Raw genomic sequence first — 14792 nt, forward strand, 5'->3', positions numbered from 1 at the left:
GCCATGACCAGCGCTACGGCCCGATGGGTGCTCGGCATCGACTCCGGCGGCTCGGGGCTGCGCATCGCCGCGGTGGCCGTCCCCGCGGACGGCGGCGACCCGGCGGAGAGCGACGCCGCCGTGGAGACCGCGGGCCCCGTCGCCACCGGGGACAACGGGATCGACGCCGACGACCTCCTCGGCAAGCTGCTGCCCGCCGCGCACCGGCTGCTGGGCGCCGCAGGCGCCGAGTCGTTCGCCGCCGTGTGCGTCGGCGCCGCCGGCATGGCCACCCTCGGCGCCGATCTGCGCGCCCGGCTGCCGCACGCCCTGACGGACGCCCTCGGCGTACGGCACCTGGCGCTCGCCGCCGACGGGGTCACCGCGTACGCGGGCGGCATCGGGCAGCACCCCGGCGCCGTCGTCGCCGCCGGCACCGGCATGATCGCGGTCGGCACCGGGCTCGACGCCGCGGGGTGGCGGCGGGCCGACGGCTGGGGGCATCTGCTCGGCGACTGCGGGGGCGGCGCGTGGATCGGGCGGGCCGGTCTGGAGGCGGCGATGCGGGCGTTCGACGGCCGCCGCGGGGGCTCCGCGGCGCTGCTGGCCCGGATGGAGACGGTCTTCGGCACCGGTACGCAGATGCCCGGCCTGCTCTACCCGCGGCCCGACCGCCCGGCGGTGCTGGCCTCGTTCGCCCCGGAGGTCGCCCGCTGCGCGCCGCACGACCCGGTCGCCGCCGGGATCCTCACCGAGGCGGGCGAGCACATCGCCGCCGCGGCCGTCGCGGTCTGCCCCGCGGACCCCGGCAGCACGGTCGCGCTCACGGGCGGGCTCTTCGGCATCGGGGAGCCGCTGCTCGCGCCGCTGCGCGCGGAGCTTGCGGTACGGCTGCCGCGCGCCCGGGTGTCGACCGCGACGGCGACGCCGCTGGCGGGGTCGCTCCGGATCGCCGCCGCGCTGGCGTCCGATGAGCTGCTGCTGCCGGTGGAGCGGGGCATGCTCGACGTCTGGTAGACCGCTTTCCCGGGCCGCGGGCGGCGCGGGCGCGGGGACCGCGCGTAACGGCGCGGGGACGGTCCGTACGAGAGCGGTCACCGCCTGTCCGCCGGTGTGCTCCCGCGGTCACGCCCGCGGGCGAATGGCGACCCCGGGCATGTGGCGGACCGCGGTGAGGCGTTAGCATGCGGCGCCATGAGCTCTGCCGATGGACACGCAGCCGGTCTGCCCGTACGTATGCCCCGCCGTCAGCCGGGGCGGCACCGCAAGCCGGAGCGGCCGAGCGCGCCCGAGGGCGCGCCGGCGCTGGTCCTGGCCGTGCCCGGGGCGCCGTCCGCGGAGATTCGTGGCATGGCGGAGGAGGTGCTCAGCATCGCCCGCTCCGACCTTCCGGGGCTCGACGGCCGGGTGGCCTACGTCGAGGGCGAGAACGAGGAGTTCCCGCCGCTGACGGCGGTCCTCGCGCAGGCCGCGGCGCAGCGCGCGGCGCTCGCCGAGGCCGGGACGCTGGAGGTGGCGGAGGACGTGCCGGTGGCCGTCGTGGTGCCGCTGCTCGCGGGCCCCGACCCGGTGCTGCTGGACCGGCTGCGCGACACGATCGCCGCGAGCGGGACGGCGGTCGAGCTCACCGGCGTCCTCGGGCCGCACCCGCTGCTCGCCGAGGCGCTGCACGTGCGTCTTTCCGAGGCGGGCCTCGCCCGCGCGGACCGTGCGCGGCTGTTCACGGTCGCGACCGCCGCGGACGGCATCATCCTCGGCGCCGTGGGCGGCGAGGAGGCCGTGCAGGCGGCGGGCGTGACGGGCATGCTGCTCTCGGCGCGGCTGGCGGTGCCGGTGATGGCGGCGGCGCTGGACCGGCCGGGTGCGGTGGCCAAGGTCGCTGAGTCGCTGCGGAGTTCGGGTTCCGCGCGGCTCGCGCTCGCGCCGTACGCGCTGGGCCCGGAGCTGCCCGCGGGGATGCTGGCCGCCGCGGCTGAGGAGGCGGCGTGCGAGGCGGCGGAGCCGCTGGGCCCGTACCCGTCGGTGGGGCAACTGGCGCTGACACAGTACACGACGACGCTGGGCATCGCGCCGCAGCCCGCCGGGTCGCCGCTGCGCTGACGTACCCGCAGGACATCTTCCGGAGCCGCCGGCACATGCCGGCGGCTCCGCTGCTTCAGGACCGGCTCTGCGCGCCCGGGGTACGGGCCGGCCGGTGTGCCCGGGTCAGGCGAACACGACGCACGACGCCGCCGGCAGCACGGCCGAGCCGGAGCGCCGCGGGGTGCCGCTCTCAGGGTCGATGTCGAACCATGTGACGTCCCCGGAGCGCTCGTTGGCCGCGTAGAGGTGCCGGCCGCCCGGGTCGATCGCGAGGTCCCGCGGCCAGGTGCCGCCGCAGGGGACGTTCGAGACGAGGTCCCTGACGCCGCCGTCGGCGCCGAGCGCGAGGGTGGCGACGACGTCGGGGCCGCGGACGGCGGTCCAGCAGAAGCGGCCGTCCGGGGAGACGGCGATGCCGGAGGCGTACGGGGTCTCGTCCGCCGCGGCCGTCTCGTCCGTCAGCAGCGGGGCCTCGGCGAGCGGTTCGAGGGTGCCGGTGGCGGCGTCCCAGGAGCAGACGGTGACGACCGGCTCCAGCTCGCAGGCGACGTAGACGCGGTGTCCTTCCGGGTGGAAGGCCAGGTGACGCGGGCCGGTACCGGGGCGCAGCGGCACCTCGTGGTTCAGCCGCAGGGCGCCGCGGTCGGCGTCGAGGGCGCAGACGAGCACGGAGTCGGTGCCGAGGTCGACGCCGAGGACCCAGCGGCCGGTCGGGTCCGGGACCACCTGGTGGGCGTGCGGGCCCTCCTGCCGCTCGGCGACCGGGCCGTTGCCCTCGTGCTGCAGCAGCGCGGCGGGTCCCACGAGAGTGCCGTCGCGGTTGACGGTCACCGTGCTGAAGCTGCCGGAGGTGTAGTTGGCGGTGAGGACGTGGCCGCCGGCGAGCGCGAGGTGGGTGGGGTGGTCACCGCTGACGGGTACGGGGTCGCCGGCGGGCTCGGGCTTGTCGTCGGCGAGCCGGAACGCGGCCACGCTGCCGCCCTCGGTCTCGCTCACGGCGTACAGCAGGCCGCCGTCGGCCACGGCGAGGAACGAGGGGTCGCGCAGCGCGTCGGTCGAGTGCCGCGGAGTGAGGGCGCCTGTGCCGGGGTCGACGTCGGCGACGGTGATCCCGGCACCGCCGCCACTGGAGAACGAGCCGACACAAGCCCGCAGAACCGATTCACCCATGCGCTTTCCCCTTCCAGCAGGTCCGGAGCCGGTCCGGGCGACCCTACCCGACGATCTCCCGGCCGTCCGGCGGTCTCCCTCACCCCTGGCTCCCCACCCGGTCCGGCCTGCCGGGCCCGTACCGCATCGGGTGGATGTGCAGCACAATGTGGTCCGCGCAGGGGCCGCGCACCGTGAGATCCCCCCATATGAGGAGACCCGGCATGCACGGAGCGCACAGCACCCGTATCGCGGCCGCCCTGGTGTCCGCCGCCGCCCTGCTGGGCGGCTTCCAGGCGGCTGCCGCCGCCCGGCCCGCGGACGCCGCCGAGGTGATCGACGTGTCCACGGCCGACGAGTTGGAGGCGGCCCTCGCCGCCGCGGGACCGGGAGACACCATCCGTATGGCGGACGGCACGTACCGCGGCAACTTCGACATCGCCGCCTCCGGCAGCGGCTCCGCGCCCGCCACCCTCACGGGCTCCGCCGGCGCCGTGCTGGTCGCCGGCGGCGGCTACGGGCTGCACCTGGACGGCGCCTCGTACTGGAATCTGACCGGATTCACGGTCACCGGCGGCCAGAAGGGCATCGTGATGGACGCCGCCGACCACGTGGACATCACCTCCGTCACCGTGCACGACCTGGACATGGAGGCCGTGCACTTCCGCGACTCCAGCTCCGACGGCTCGATCACCGCCTCCCGGATCCACGACACCGGCCGGAACGGCCGCGGCATGGGCGAGGGCGTCTACGTCGGCAGCGCGGGCGGCACCGGAGACCGCAGCGACCGCATCCTGATCGAGGGCAACACGATCGGACCCGGCGTCGGCGGCGAGAACGTCGACATCAAGGAAGGCACCACCGGCGCCCGGATCATCGGCAACACCTTCGACGGCAGCGGCCTGACGGGCGCGAACTACGACGACTCGTGGGTCGACATCAAGGGCAACGACGTGCTGGTGGCGGAGAACACCGGCCGCGGCACGACCAACGACGGCTACCAGACCCACGAGGTGCAGGACGGCTGGGGCTGCAACGCCACGTTCCGCGGCAACAGGTCCGACCTCGGCGGCGCGACGGGCCCCGACCGGTACGCCATCAACGTCACCAACTACGACGCGCGGAACTGCCCCGTGACCGTCTCCGGCAGCAACACCGTCAGCGGCGGCCGCGGCCTGGTCAACCCCGGCATCCCGGTCACCGGCTGACCGCTGCCCCGGCCGACGGACCCGGGGCGTCCGCTTCGTGCCGGGCTTGGCATGCTTGCCGTATGAGCGCCACCGGTACCACCGCCGTCGTCTTCGACCTCGACGGCACCCTCGTCGACAGCGAACCGAACTACTACGAGGCCGGGCGCCGTGTTCTCGAACAGCACGGCATCACCGGCTTCACCTGGGAGGAGCACGCCGGTTTCCTGGGCGTCGGCACCCTGGAGACGATGCGCACGCTGCGCGAACGGTACGCGCTGGCGGCGCCGGTGGCGGAGCTGATGGCGGAGAAGAACGCCGCGTACCTGCAACTGGCGCGGGCGTCGACCCAGGCGTATCCGCAGATGCGGATGCTCGCCGAGATGCTGCGTGCGGCCGGGAGCCCGATCGCCGTCGCGTCCGGCTCCTCGCGCACCGCCATCGAGGCGGTGCTGCCGGCGGCGGGGCTCGACGGGCTGTTCCCCACGCTGGTCTCGGCGGAGGAGGTCGAGCGGGGCAAGCCGGAGCCGGACGTGTTCCTGGAGGCGGCCCGGCGGCTGGGCGTACGGCCTGAGGACTGCGCGGTGGTGGAGGACGCGCCGCCGGGGTGGGAGGCCGCGCGCCGGGCGGGGATGCGGTGCGTGGCGGTGCCGTATCTGCCGGAGCAGGCGGACGAGGCGGTCGAGTCGGGTGCGGGGCTGGTGTTCCGGGGCGGGCAGCGGGAGTTCTCGGCGGAGCGGGCGTTCGCGTGGGTGACGGGCGGGGCGTGACCCGCGGCCGCGCACCGGGGCGTACGGGCCGGGCGTGCCGCGCGGACGCGGGACCGCCCGGCAGCCGGGCACGGGGCGGTGCCGTGGTTCCGCACCGCCCCGCGCTCCCCGCGTCCCGGTGGCCGGGTCAGTCCTCCGCGACCTCGCCCCTGACGTGCCGCTGCACGAACTCGTAGGCCAGATCCCCGAACTGCTCGCCGAACGGGATGGACCGCTCCGCCGTCTTCGAGAAGTGCACGCCGCCCCAGAGCCGGCTGTACGCGCAGTCCCTGACGAACTCCGTCCAGGTGTCCCAGTGCACCGCGAGGTCGGCGCCCGGGGTGACCCCCGGCTCGACCATCGTCGACCCGGCCGGCGCCCGGAACGTCCAGTCCAGCACGTCGTCGTCGAAGAACCGCCGCGTCGCCTGCGCCTGGGCCGCGCAGACGCCCCCGGAGCCGGAGGGGTACTCGGGGTGGTCGCCGACGTTGAGGTAGCTCGTCCACTCGTCGGCGGGCATGTCGCGCACCGTGCCCTTGCCCACGCCACCCCAGGAGGTGACCCGGCGGCTGCCGTAGACGTGCCGGACCACGCTGAACGGCCGGACGGCGTCGTACTTGGCCTTGTAGTGCCAGATCGCCACGAGCGAGTCGTAGATCGCGACCGTGCTGCCGAAGAGCAGGTGGACGAGGTCGTCCAGGTCCAGCTCGCCGTGCGCCTGCGCCGCGGCGCCCACGGAGATGCCGACGCCGAGGAACTTGTTGTCGAAGATCTCCGCCTTCACCTTCTGCTCGTCGGTCAGCGCGGCCGACGCCTCCAGGATCTGGTCCACGGAGCGCTTGTACTCCCCCGGCCTGGTGTGGTCGCTGAACTCGGGCGGCGCGAGCCCGAAGGCGCCCGGGTCGCGGAAGGTGTGGGCCCTGACCAGACGCTGCTGCGGGGTGACGAACGCCTGGACGGTGAAGATCCCCTTGTCGCCCGCGTTCCCGGCGAGGCGGCGGTTGTGGGTGCCGTGCTTCGGCTGCCAGCGGGAGGGGTTCGTCAGCTCGTACGCGGAGTTGACCGGGCGGTAGCCGGTGTAGTCCTGGTACGGGCGGCCGTTGTAGGTGCGGCCCGCGTCGCCGAGCTGGTTCATGCCGTCGTGTGCCGTACGGGCCAGGACGGCCTTGCCCGCCAGGTTGCCGATGCCGATGGGGCTGGTCGGGTTCTCCGACTCGTCGTCGGGGTCAAGACCGATCGCGGTCATGAGGTCGCGGAAGGCCGTGCCGCGGCCCGGCTCCACACCCTTGATCACCCGGTAATTGGCGTACAGCGCGGCGATGTTCTTGTTCCGGTTGGTGGTGGACTCGCTCGAAGGGCGGCGGCCGATACGGGAGTAAACGCCCACGGCCGTCGGGTGATAGGGCGCCAAGGCGTCGAACCAGGCGGCCGTCGACAAATGGATGAACCGGTGGAGCACGGTCACGTCCATGGGGCCGTAGACGTCCTCCGCGGGACGGAAGGTGGCGATCAGATCACTGACGAAGTTGCCTGTGTCGAAGTCGAAGTCGGCGGCCGCCGCCGGCACCTGACCGGCCGACTCGGCGGCGGTTGCGGAACCGCTGTGGCCCAGCGCGGCCAGGGCCGCGGTCGAGGCGCCGCCGATCCCGCCGAGCAGCACCGACCTGCGCCGGGGCGCGGATCCGGCGGCATGAGGGCGTCTTCGGATCGTCATGCTGCGCATCCTCCCTCTCTCAAGTTTCTTTAAAGCTTCTGTCAATTCGAGGGAAAATGCGAAGCGCGTACGGGCCGCGCGAATCCCCGTGAAAAGGCTACTGAGTTCGGCCGCCCGGTCCACCGCGCGACCGAGTAGTCCGCACTACTCGGATTGGAGCCTTCAGGGGAGTTGACCGGAGTCTTTTCCCCGGCATTCAGCGAAGGAAAAGGGGGGAACCGGCGGGTGGTTTCCTGAAATTACCCGCGCGTATTCAGCCGCCGACTTGGCCGTCGCCCAGAACCTTCGCCGTCGTGCGCTCGGCGGTGGCGTCGTCCAGGCAGCCGCGCAGCCGCATGCGGTCGTGGTCGCCGAGCGTCGGGCGCACGCTGCCCACCCAGAGGTCGCCCTCCAGCCGGCTCAGCGGGGCGTGGTGCGCGGGTACGCGGGTCGCGCGGCGGCAGCTCTCCCACAGGTCGTGCGCGGCCATCCGGCCGCAGCCGCGTCGGCGGAGCCGCGCACCGCGATCTCGAAGACGACCGTCGTCGCCGCCGCGGTGGGGCGCTCGTGGGGCCGGGTCTGGGTGGCGTCCGCGAGCCGGCCGAGACCGAACACCAGGGCGGCCAGGGCCAGTACGGCGACGACGAGCGTACGGATCCGGGGCGGGGGCCGTACCGCGGGGCGGGACTCCAGCGGCTCCGCGCGCCCCGACCGGCCGCCCGCCGGCCAGCCGGAACGCCGCGGGCAGCCCCAGCCGCTCCGGCCGCGGCAGCCGCTCCGCGAAGTCCCGCGGCAGCCCCCTGCCGTCCGCCCGCGGTGCCCCGGCCGGCAGGACCGCGCTCAGCCGAGGAACGACAGCCGCACGCTGCGCTGCGGGTTGTCGCGGTTGGTGTCGACCAGCACCACCGACTGCCAGGTGCCCAGCTCCAGCCGGCCGCCGATCACCGGCAGCGTGGCGTGCGGCGGCACCAGCGCGGGCAGCACGTGGTCGCGGCCGTGTCCCGGGCTGCCGTGCCGGTGGTTCCAGCGGTCGTCGGCGGGCAGCAGGTCGTGCAGCGCGGCGAGGAGGTCGTCGTCGCTGCCCGCGCCCGTCTCGATGAGCGCGATGCCCGCGGTGGCGTGCGGGACGAAGACGTTGAGCAGCCCGTCGCGGCCGTCGGCAGCCTCGCGCAGGAAGGCGTCGCACTCTGCGGTGAGGTCGTGCACGGTCTCGCCGGACCCGGTGGTGATCCGGAGCGCGTGGGTGGTGAAGACGTCGGTCATGGGGCCAGCATCGCGCATGGGGAAGATCCGTGCCGCCACGGGCGTTGGCGCACACATGAGCGGCATCGTACGGACGCAGGTGGTGGTGATCGGCTCGGGACAGGCCGGGCTGTCGGCGGCGTACTTCCTGCGCCGCGCGGGCCTGGACTTCGTCGTCCTGGACCACTCCCCCGGGCCGGGCGGCGCGTGGCAGTTCCGGTGGCCGACGCTGACGTACGGCAGGGCGCACCGCGTACACGACCTGCCCGGCATGCCGCTGGCCGCCGCGGAGGCGGACGGCACCCGGCCGGCCGCGGAGGTCGTCGCCGAGTACTTCGGCGCATACGAACGCACCTTCGAGCTGCCCGTGCGCCGGCCGGTGAACGTCACCGAGGTGCGCGAGGGCGCCGGGGCGGAGGCCGGGCGGCTCCAGGTGGTCACGGACGCGGGCACGTGGTCGGCGCAGGCGCTGGTCAACGCCACGGGCACCTGGGACAGGCCGTTCTGGCCGCGCTACCCGGGCCAGGAGACGTTCCGCGGCCGGCAGCTCCACACGGCGCAGTACCGCGGCCCGCAGGACTTCGCCGGGCAGCGCGTCGTGGTCGTCGGCGGCGGCGCCTCCGGCACGCAGCACCTGCTGGAGCTGGCGGGGACCGCGGCGGAGACCGCCTGGGTGACACGCCGGCCGCCGGTGTGGCGGGAGGGCCCGTTCACCGAGGACTGGGGCCGCGCGGTGGTCGCCAGGGTCGACGAGCGGGTACGGGCCGGACTGCCGCCGAAGAGCGTGGTCGGCGAGACCGGTCTGGCGCTGACGGACGAGGTACGCGCCGCGCAGTCGGCCGGCGTGCTGGTGCGGCGGCCGATGTTCGAGCGGATCACGCCGGACGGCGTGGCCTGGGCGGACGGGACGGTCTTCCGCGCCGACGCGATCCTGTGGGCCACGGGCTTCCGCGCGGCCGTCGACCACCTGGCGCCGCTGCGGCTCCGCGAGCCGGGCGGCGGCATCCGCATGGACGGCACTCGCGCGGCCCGCGACCCGCGGATCCACCTCGTGGGCTACGGCCCGTCCGCGAGCACCATCGGCGCCAACCGCGCCGGCCGCACGGCGGTCCGCGAGCTGACCCGGCTCCTGGCCGGCACGCCCGGCCAGGGCCCCGGCCCCAGGCCCGTACCCGCGGAGCCCGGCGCCGTCAGCGCTGCTGTCTGAGGCTGGAGCTGCGGACCACCAGCTCGGGCTGGAGCACGATCCGCTGGTGGTCGTGGTTCTCCACGCCCCGTTCCGTCTCCTCGATCAGCAGCTCCGCGGCCTCCCGGCCCATCCGGTGCGCCGGCTGGCGCACCGAGGTCAGGGGCACCGCCGCCGCGGCGGCGAACTCGATGTCGTCGTAGCCGACGAGCGCGATGTCGCCCGGCACCGAGACCCCCGCCGCGAAGAGGGTCTGGAGCACGCCGAGCGCGAGGAGGTCGTTGGCGCAGAAGACCGCCGACGGGCGCGGCGACATGCCCAGCAGCCGGGCCCCGGCGTCGCGGCCCGCGGCGACGTCCATCTGCTCGGTCTCGACGTGCACCAGCGCCTCCGGCCCGAGCCCCTCCTCTGCGAGGGCGGCCAGGGCGCCGGTGTGGCGGTCCTGGCACTGCGGGAGCTGCATGGGGCCGCTGACGTAGACCAGGGAGCCGTGGCCTGCGCCGATCAGGTGACGGGCGGCGAGCACGCCGCCCTGGACGTCGTCCAGCGAGACCGAGCAGGCGTCGGCGCTGGCGACGGTGCGGTCCACGAAGACGTACGGGATGCCGTGCCGGCCGAAGGACTCCAGGGTGCGCCCGCTGGTGTCGGCGGGGGTGACGAGCACGCCGCGCACCCGCTGCTCGGCGAAGAGACCCAGGTACTCGGCCTCCTCCGCGGGGCTCTGCGCGCTGTTGCACAGCATCACGCCGAGTCCCGCCTCGCGCGCGGCGCGCTCGGCGCCGGTGGCGACGTCGACGAAGAACGGGTTGGTCATGTCGAGGACGAGCAGCGCGATGATGCGGCTGCGCCCGGCGCGCAGTTGCCGCGCCGACTCGCTGCGTACGTAGCCGAGCCGGTCGATGGCCGCCTGCACCCGCTCGCGGGTGGCGGCGGCCACGCTGTCGGGCCGGTTGATGACGTTCGACACGGTGCCGACGGAGACGCCCGCGTGCCGTGCGACGTCCTTGATGCCCACCATGCGCCCCACGCGCGTTCCCCTTCAGCCGTCCAGCCGGTCGTACGCGGCGCGCCCCGGCCGCGGCCCGCCGCTCATGCTACGCATCACCTTCGCCACTCCCCGCAACCTCCACCAGGTCGAGCTCGGCGAGGTCGGCGAGCGCCCGCAGCTCGGGCAGCAGGTGGCCGGTGGCCAGCGCCCAGTGGTGGCCGACGCCGCTCGCGCTCCACTCGTCGCACCACTCGCCCGGATCCCGGCCGAAGTCGACCCGGGATGTGGTGTTGCCGATGGCCAGCAGCGGTCCCGGGGTGACGGTGCCGGTGGAGGCGATGAGCCGGTAGCGCCCGTCGCGGGTCTGGCCGAGGCCGACGGCGGTGACCGGCCCGTGCCGTACGTCGAACTCCACGGACACCCCCCAGCCGCGCTTGCCGTGGTAGACGCCGAGGCCGCGCAGCAGCGGCTGGCCCTCGCTGATCGCCAGGTGTCCGGGACCGTCGTGGCCCATCTCCACCACGCCGTCGCGGAAGTTGAGCGCCTGCATCTCGGTGAAGGAGCCGCCGGCGCCGAACCGGTCGGCGACGAGCATGGCGAGCGAGGTGCGCAGCTCGTACTCGCCGGCGGCGGGGATGCCGCGGGCGGTGAGCAGCGAGGCGCCGAGGATCATGCCGGCGCCCAGCCGCTCATGCGTCTCGCCGTCGAGGCCGCGGTGGTAGTACGCGAGGGAGTCGAGGTCGAAGTCGGCGGCGAGCCGGTCGAGGCCGACCGACACCCGCGCCGCCCAGGCCAGGTCGTCGGGGTCGACGGTCGCGTCGAGGTCGAAGACCTCGCGGGTCTCGGCGAGCTTCGCCGCCACCTCCGCGTCGCCGGCCTTCTCGGCCCGTACCCGCAGATCGTCGAACTCCAGCACCTCGACGTGGCCGCCGAGGTTCGCGGTGACCATGGTGAGGTCGGTGGAGACGTCGTACATGCCCGGGTAGAGGTGGCCCATCAGCCCGTGCCGGCCGCCGCGCAGCACGGCGCGCACCCCCGCCGCCCGGATCCAGCGGCCGATCCGGGCCCACGCCCGCTCGTCCTCCAGATGGCCGGAGACCGAGCGGAAGGGGACGCCGCAGCGCTCGAAGGCGTTGGCCATCTCGGGCAGCGGGCAGGCGCCGCAGTAGGCGAGCCACTGGCCGGTGTCGAAGCTCGCGTGGTCCATCGCCTCGGTGGGCTGGAGGTTGATCAGCAGCACGGGCGCGCCGCTGCGCTGGGCGACGGGGACGAGCATCGTCGCGGTCATGTACGTGGTGAGGAAGCCGACGATCAGGTCGCAGTCTGCGGCGCGCAGCTTCTCCGCGGCGGCGGCGCCCTCGGAGGCGTCGGAGATGAAGCCGACGTCGACGACCTCGGCGTCGAACCCCGCCATCCGCTCGGCCACCCGGGCGGCGGAGCGCTTGAGCTGCGGCAGCAGGTCGGGGAACTGCGGCCAGTACGCCCCGAGGCCGCCGGCGACCAGGCCGACGCGGGGGCGGCGGGCGGTGGCGGGGGTGCGTGCGGTCGTCATGGTGGCTCCTTGCGGTCGCGCCTAGCGGGGCAGGGCGAAGTCCACGGTGCGCAGCGGCGAGGGCGTGGTGCCGGTGGACTTCTGCTGGTACATGAAGGACAGGACGCCGTCCTGGGCGAGCCGGGTCTCGTCGAGGTTCACCTCGCCGAAGGCGTCGAGGTCCGCGCCGTCGAAGAGGACCTTCCAGTCGGTCCATCCGGAGGCGGCGGAGGCGGCGGCGATCCGGCCGTAGGGCAGCACGGCGTAGGCGTTGTCGTAGCGGTCGAAGGCCAGCTTGGAGCGCTGGCTGGACGCCAGGGGCACGGGGAGCTCCGTCTTGTGCCAGCGGCCCGCGTCGTCGCGGTGGAGGTGGAAGGTGCGGGCGTTCGCCTTGCGGTCGGCGACGTAGTCCGTGGAGCACTGGCCGAAGCGTCCGGGGACGTAGCTGATGAGGGCGTGCGGGCGGCCGGCGGAGTCGGTGGCCTGGTGCTCCTGGTTCATCAGCGCGTGGTCTGCGTTCAGCGGGTCGGCGACGGTGCCGGGGTCGTCGAAGGCGACGAGGTCGGGGCCGCCGGTGGTGCCGACGGCCTCGCCCGCGGCATTGGTCCAGGTGCGGCCGTCGTCGGTGGAGCGGACGTAGCCGGTGTCGTGGTTGCTGAGGCCGCCGGGGGCGCACATGACGGCGGTGTTCTGCTCGCGCCAGGTGTAGAAGGCGTGCAGGGTGCCGTCGGGGCCGTAGTCGATGCCGTGCAGGTACATGTTGCGGGCGGAGCTGCTGCCGTGTTCCGTGGTGTACGTGCCGGTGGAGCCCGACCACTGGCCGAGCGCCCGCCACCGCTTCCCGTCGTACGCGGCCAGCGCGTTGCGGCCGTTGCCGGAGACGCCGTCGCGGTAGCTGAGCAGCAGCCCGCCGGCGGGGGTGGCGACGAACTGGGGGTAGGTGAACCGGTCGGTGAGCGGGAGCCCGTCGAGCGAGGTCTGTACGGGCCCGAAGGCGTCCGCCGTCCAGTCGTGCGCCTTCGGCCGGTTCATCAGCCCGGGCGCGGACTTGAGGTAGAAGAACCCGTCGGCGTGCGAGTCCATGTTGACGTGCAGCCGGCCGTCGGCGGCGGAGACGCCGAGGGAGATGACGTTGTGGGAGTCGTCGTACTTCAGCCGGTGGTCCAGGGTGACGGTCTCCCACTCCCGTTCGCCGAGCGACCGGCGGGCGACGACGGCGCTGCGGTCGGCGGTGTACCAGGCCGCGTACTGGTGCCCCTTGTGGGTGAGGATGCCGTTCTTCGTGAACGAGCTGTTGTTGACCAGGCCGTCGAACGAGACGAAGTAGACGGCCTCCGGGTCGAGTTCGGTGTCGGCGATCCGGGTCAGCGACGGGCCGGGCGCCGGGGGCGGCCCCGGCGCCGCGGCGGGTCCCGCGCCCGCCGCGGCGGCCGGGAGGGCGGTCGCCGTCAGCAGCAGCGCGGCGGCGAGGAGCGCGGGCTTCACGAACGTACGGGAGAGCAGTCTCATGTGGGGGTCCTCAGTCGAGGTGGAAGACCTCTGTCAGCGGGCGTACGGCCGCGTCCGGCGCGGCGCCGTCGAGCGCCTCGAAGAACGGGGCCATCTCGGCCTGCCAGCGCGCGTTGACCTCGCTCGCGGCCATCGCCGCCTGCGCGGCGGCGAAGTCCGGGGTCTCCAGATAGCCGACGAGGAGGCCGTCGTCGCGCAGGAAGAGCGAGTAGTTGCGCCAGCCGGCGGCGGAGAGCGCGGCGAGCATGTCCGGCCAGACGGCCGCGTGCCGCTCACGGTACTCCGCCAGCCGGTCGGCGCGCACCTTCAGCAGGAAGCAGACGCGGCGCGGTGCTGCGCCGGCCATCAGAAGTCGTACTCGTCGATGTTCTTCTCGTCGAACACGGTCGGCGGGCCGAGGATGACCTCGCCGTCCTTGCCGACGGTGTACTCGCCGAGCCGGCCGGCCTCGAACGTCTCGCCCTCCTTGCCGGTGATCTGCCCCGAGGCCAGCGCGGCGGCGGCGTAGGCGCCGAGGTAGCCGAGGTCCTTCGGGTCCCAGAGGGAGAACTCCTCGACGGTGCCGTCCTTGATGAACTTGCGCATCTGGTTCGGTGTGCCGAGGCCGTTGAGCACGACCTCGCCCTTGTAGTCGGAGGTGCTGATGTAGCGGGCGGCGGCGGCGATGCCGACGGTGGTGGGCGAGATGATTCCCTTCAGGTCGGGGTACGCCTTGAGCAGGCCCTGGGTCTCCTGGAAGGACTTCTGGTCGTCGTCGTCTCCGTAGGCGACCTTGACCAGCTTCATGTCCTTGTACTCGGGCTTCTTCAGCTCGTCCTTCATGAAGTCGATCCAGGTGTTCTGGTTCGTGGCGTTCTGCGTCGCCGACAGGATGGCGATCTCGCCCTTGTAGTCGAGCTGTTCCGCGATGCGCTGCACCTGGCTGCGGCCGATCTCCTCGGAGCTGGCCTGGTTGATGAAGAGCTGGCGGCAGTCCTTGGCGGTGTCGGAGTCGTAGGCGACGACCTTGATGTCCTGCTGCATGGCCGTCTTCAGCGGGCCGCAGACCGCGTTGGGGTCGTTGGCGGCGATGAGGATGGCGTCCTGGCGCTGCTGGACGAGGGTGTTGATGTACGAAACCTGCGAGGACGCCTTGGCGTCCGAGGGCCCGACCTCCTTGGCCTCGGCGTCGAACTCGGCGCTCGCCTCGATGCCCGCCTCGTCGACGATCTGCTCGTACGGGTTGTTGATCTGCTTGGGCAGGAACGCGATCTTCAGCCCCTTCTCCAGGGGCGCGTCCGGGTTCGCGGTGGCGTCGGACGCCCGCTCCTTGGCGTCGTTCTCCGCGTCGTCCTTCGTGGTGCCCGAGCAGGCGCCGACCGCCAGGGTGAGGGCGCACAGCGCGGCTGTCGCGGCGAGGGTGCGGCTCTTGTTACGCATGCGGGTGAACCTTTCGCGTTCGGTTCCGCGAATCCGCGGAGCAGAGGCAGATCGGGGGGGACGGGGGCCGGGGGGACC

14 protein-coding genes are annotated in these 14792 nt (G+C 73.9%); 5 read left to right on the forward strand and 9 right to left on the reverse strand.

Annotated elements, in window-relative coordinates; translation table 11 throughout:
- The first annotated feature begins 3 nt into the window (after window positions 1-3).
- On the forward strand, window positions 4-996 hold the full coding sequence (locus OG946_RS03230; RefSeq protein WP_326794647.1) for an N-acetylglucosamine kinase: 993 nt from the start codon (window positions 4-6) through the stop codon (window positions 994-996).
- Between the two features lie 177 nt (window positions 997-1173).
- Complete coding sequence (locus OG946_RS03235; protein WP_326794648.1) at window positions 1174-2079, forward strand: hypothetical protein; 906 nt, start codon at window positions 1174-1176, stop codon at window positions 2077-2079.
- Between the two features lie 105 nt (window positions 2080-2184).
- Here the strand turns inward: OG946_RS03235 and OG946_RS03240 are convergent, their stop codons facing one another.
- Window positions 2185-3231 (reverse strand): lactonase family protein, encoded by a 1047-nt coding sequence (locus OG946_RS03240; RefSeq protein ID WP_326794649.1) that lies wholly within the window; start codon window positions 3229-3231, stop codon window positions 2185-2187.
- A gap of 203 nt (window positions 3232-3434) precedes the next feature.
- Here OG946_RS03240 and OG946_RS03245 point away from each other — a divergent pair, with 203 nt between their 5' ends.
- A complete protein-coding gene (locus OG946_RS03245; RefSeq protein WP_326794650.1) occupies window positions 3435-4418 on the forward strand; it encodes a right-handed parallel beta-helix repeat-containing protein in 984 nt (327 codons plus the stop codon).
- Between the two features lie 62 nt (window positions 4419-4480).
- Window positions 4481-5167 (forward strand): HAD family hydrolase, encoded by a 687-nt coding sequence (locus tag OG946_RS03250; protein WP_326794651.1) that lies wholly within the window; start codon window positions 4481-4483, stop codon window positions 5165-5167.
- Between the two features lie 127 nt (window positions 5168-5294).
- Here the strand turns inward: OG946_RS03250 and OG946_RS03255 are convergent, their stop codons facing one another.
- The 3 genes from OG946_RS03255 to OG946_RS03265 all read right to left on the reverse strand — a co-directional run bounded on the left by OG946_RS03255 (window position 5295) and on the right by OG946_RS03265 (window position 8102).
- Window positions 5295-6806, reverse strand: a complete 1512-nt coding sequence (locus OG946_RS03255) for a DUF6851 domain-containing protein (RefSeq protein ID WP_326800128.1) — start codon at window positions 6804-6806, stop codon at window positions 5295-5297.
- A 307-nt stretch (window positions 6807-7113) separates the two neighbouring features.
- The gene (locus OG946_RS03260) at window positions 7114-7329 is read right to left on the reverse strand and encodes a hypothetical protein (protein WP_326794652.1); all 216 of its coding nucleotides are present in this window, start codon (window positions 7327-7329) and stop codon (window positions 7114-7116) included.
- A gap of 350 nt (window positions 7330-7679) precedes the next feature.
- Window positions 7680-8102 carry a secondary thiamine-phosphate synthase enzyme YjbQ gene (locus tag OG946_RS03265; RefSeq protein WP_047014534.1) on the reverse strand — a complete coding sequence of 141 codons (423 nt, stop codon included), beginning with the start codon at window positions 8100-8102 and terminating at the stop codon, window positions 7680-7682.
- A 55-nt stretch (window positions 8103-8157) separates the two neighbouring features.
- Between OG946_RS03265 and OG946_RS03270 the strand changes: the two genes are divergently transcribed.
- On the forward strand, window positions 8158-9288 hold the full coding sequence (locus OG946_RS03270) for an NAD(P)-binding domain-containing protein (protein ID WP_326794653.1): 1131 nt from the start codon (window positions 8158-8160) through the stop codon (window positions 9286-9288).
- Here the strand turns inward: OG946_RS03270 and OG946_RS03275 are convergent.
- The 5 genes from OG946_RS03275 to rhaS all read right to left on the reverse strand — a co-directional run bounded on the left by OG946_RS03275 (window position 9272) and on the right by rhaS (window position 14714).
- The gene (locus tag OG946_RS03275) at window positions 9272-10285 is read right to left on the reverse strand and encodes a LacI family DNA-binding transcriptional regulator (RefSeq protein ID WP_326800129.1); all 1014 of its coding nucleotides are present in this window, start codon (window positions 10283-10285) and stop codon (window positions 9272-9274) included. The genes OG946_RS03270 and OG946_RS03275 overlap by 17 nt on opposite strands.
- A gap of 76 nt (window positions 10286-10361) precedes the next feature.
- Window positions 10362-11807 carry an L-fucose/L-arabinose isomerase family protein gene (locus tag OG946_RS03280; RefSeq protein WP_326794654.1) on the reverse strand — a complete coding sequence of 482 codons (1446 nt, stop codon included), beginning with the start codon at window positions 11805-11807 and terminating at the stop codon, window positions 10362-10364.
- A gap of 21 nt (window positions 11808-11828) precedes the next feature.
- The gene (locus OG946_RS03285) at window positions 11829-13295 is read right to left on the reverse strand and encodes a BNR repeat-containing protein (protein ID WP_326794655.1); all 1467 of its coding nucleotides are present in this window, start codon (window positions 13293-13295) and stop codon (window positions 11829-11831) included.
- A gap of 10 nt (window positions 13296-13305) precedes the next feature.
- Window positions 13306-13641 carry an L-rhamnose mutarotase gene (locus tag OG946_RS03290; protein ID WP_326794656.1) on the reverse strand — a complete coding sequence of 112 codons (336 nt, stop codon included), beginning with the start codon at window positions 13639-13641 and terminating at the stop codon, window positions 13306-13308.
- Window positions 13641-14714, reverse strand: a complete 1074-nt coding sequence (gene rhaS, locus OG946_RS03295; protein WP_326794657.1) for a rhamnose ABC transporter substrate-binding protein — start codon at window positions 14712-14714, stop codon at window positions 13641-13643. Before rhaS ends, OG946_RS03290 begins: the two co-directional genes overlap by 1 nt.
- Window positions 14715-14792: the final 78 nt, after the last annotated feature.

Origin of the sequence: Streptomyces sp. NBC_01808 (assembly GCF_035917395.1) — a bacterium.
GTDB lineage: Bacteria > Actinomycetota > Actinomycetes > Streptomycetales > Streptomycetaceae > Streptomyces.